The 2,305-nt window shown below is 60.8% G+C and carries 3 protein-coding genes; all 3 read left to right on the top strand.

The genetic code is table 11. The features are described from left to right. Positions 1-750, top strand: a 750-nt coding sequence (locus tag ACP7A4_RS22915) for a phage portal protein (RefSeq protein WP_426248486.1), incomplete at its 5' end; no start/stop codon positions are given. A gap of 3 nt (positions 751-753) precedes the next feature. Next, positions 754-1,614 (top strand): head maturation protease, ClpP-related, encoded by an 861-nt coding sequence (locus ACP7A4_RS22910; protein ID WP_426248485.1) that lies wholly within the window; start codon positions 754-756, stop codon positions 1,612-1,614. Positions 1,615-1,675: 61 nt separating this feature from the next. Next, a partial coding sequence (locus ACP7A4_RS22905) for a phage major capsid protein (protein ID WP_426248484.1) occupies positions 1,676-2,305 on the top strand: 630 nt, incomplete at its 3' end.

The following is a 2,305-nucleotide window of genomic DNA, read 5'->3' as shown; positions in this document are numbered from 1 at the left end:
CGGGTCGGCATGTCGGCCATTCGCTACGGTGCCAATGTCTTCGGCTCCGCGATGTCGGCGGATGATGCCGCGAACAGCACGTTCAAAAACGGTCTGCTGCCTTCGGTTGCTTTCAAGGTCGACCGGATACTGCGCCCTGACCAACGAGCCGAATTCCGCGAATACATCAAAGAGGTGGCAGGCGCACTGAATGCGGGTAAGTCGCCGGTGCTGGAGCAGGGTATTACCCCTGAGTCCATCGGCATCGACCCCGTAGATGCGCAACTGCTGGAATCACGCACCTTCAGCATCGAAGAGATTTGCCGCTGGTTTGGCGTGCCGCCGTGGATGGTGGGCAAAACCGATTCCGGCAGCAACTGGGGCACTGGCCTTGAACAGCAGATGATCGCGTTCCTGACCTTCTGCATCAGCTCACTCACCTCGCAAATCCAACAGTGCGTCAACAAACGGCTGCTGACCCCGGTAGAGCGCGTGACCCATTACGCGGAGTTCTCGCTAGAAGCCTTCCTCAAGGCGGACACCGCAGGGCGGGCGGCCTGGTACAGCCAAATGACACAAAACGGAATCATGACCCGCGACGAATGCCGGGGCAAAGAGAACCTGCCGCGCCGTGGCGGCAACGCTGACGTGCTCACGGTGCAAACCAACCTTTCCCCGATTGACCAACTTGGCCAATCCAACGACGGGCAAGCTGCAAGAGCGGCCCTGATGAACTGGTTACAACAGCCAGAAACGACCGCTCAGGAGTGAATCATGCAGATCCAAGCCAATCGCGACTTGCGTTGCGAAATCAGCCCGCGCGCGCTCGATATGTGGAACCCCGACCTGCGGGCCGCCGTAGAAACGGCTACAGACACCATCACCATGTACGGCGTGATCGGTGAAGACTGGTGGGGTGAGGGCGTCACGCTCAAACGCATTGATTCAGCCCTGCGCGCCATCGGCGACAAACCGGTCACGGTGTACATCAACTCACCGGGCGGCGACATGTTTGAAGGCATCGCCATTTACAACCGCCTGCGCGAACACTCGCAACCGGTCGCCGTCAAAGTGCTGGGCCTGGCGGCCTCGGCCGCGTCAGTCATTGCAATGGCGGGCAGCACCCGCGAGGTCGCCAAAAGCGCGTTTCTGATGATCCACAACTGCTGGACCTGGCTGGCCGCCAACCGCCACGGCCTGCGCGAAGCTGCCGACCAGATGGAAGAATTCGACAAGGCGATGATCGGGCTTTACGCCGACACCAGCGGGCAAAGTGAAGACGACATCGAGGCCATGCTGGACGCCGAAACCTACCTCAGTGGCAGCAGCGCCCTTGAAAAGGGTTTCGCCACCGGGTTGATCGCCGCTGATGAGGTCAAAGAAGCCCCCGATGACGCCCTGACCCAAGCCCATGCCTCCCGAAAACTGGACGCGGCGCTGGCCAAGTCCGGCATGCCCCGCAGCGAGCGGCGCAAGCTGATTGCAGGCATCAAAAGCAACACGCCAAACGCTGTTGCAAGCGACACGCCCCGGGCTGTCCCGTTGGGTACGCTCAGCGCTGCCCTCGATATGTGCGCGTTCGAAGAGACTGCCCATCAAGCCTCGTCCTTGATCGGCCTGATTCCGACGCGCTGATCCACATTCCTTAAACCCCAACCGCCTGATGGCGGTTTTTTCGTTTCAGCAGGTACCCACCATGCCAGACCTCTCCAAAATCGAAGCGTCACAGAAACAAACCCAAGCAGACCTCAAGGCCGTGGGCGACCAGATCAAGGCCTATGCCGAGCGCACGGAAAAAGAAATCAAGCACTCCGGCGACATGCAGACCGAAACCCGGGCCAAGGTCGACGAGTTGCTCAGCAAGCAGGGCGAGTTGCAAGCGCGCATGCAAGACGCTGAGCAAAAGTTGGTCAACGCGGGCAAGCGTCACGAACCGGAGATCCAGCAAACAGCCGGGCACCTGGTCGCCGCCAAAATGAGCGAAGAAGGCGTGACCAGTTCTTTCCGAGGCTCGCGCCGTGTTGAAGTGCCGCGCGCGGCCATTACCTCCGCGCCTGGATCGGGCGGCGCACTGGTTGCGCCGGACCGAGTTGGTGTGATCCTCGCCCCGCAGCGCCGTCTGACCATTCGTGACCTCGTCGCACCGGGCACCACCGGTGCCAACGCCGTCGAATACGTGCGCGAAACCGGCTTCACCAACAATGCCACCATTGTCGGCGAGGGCTTGGCCAAGCCTTACAGCGACCTCACTTTCGGCCTTGAAAACGCAAACGTGCGCACCATTGCGCACCTGTTCAAAGGCAGCCGACAAATCCTCGATGATGCG

The organism is Pseudomonas sp. TWR3-1-1, assembly GCF_049896545.1.
Taxonomy (GTDB): domain Bacteria; phylum Pseudomonadota; class Gammaproteobacteria; order Pseudomonadales; family Pseudomonadaceae; genus Aquipseudomonas; species Aquipseudomonas weihenstephanensis.
Note: the sequence above shows the minus strand (reverse complement) of the source record. Positions and strands in the feature narration are given on the sequence as shown.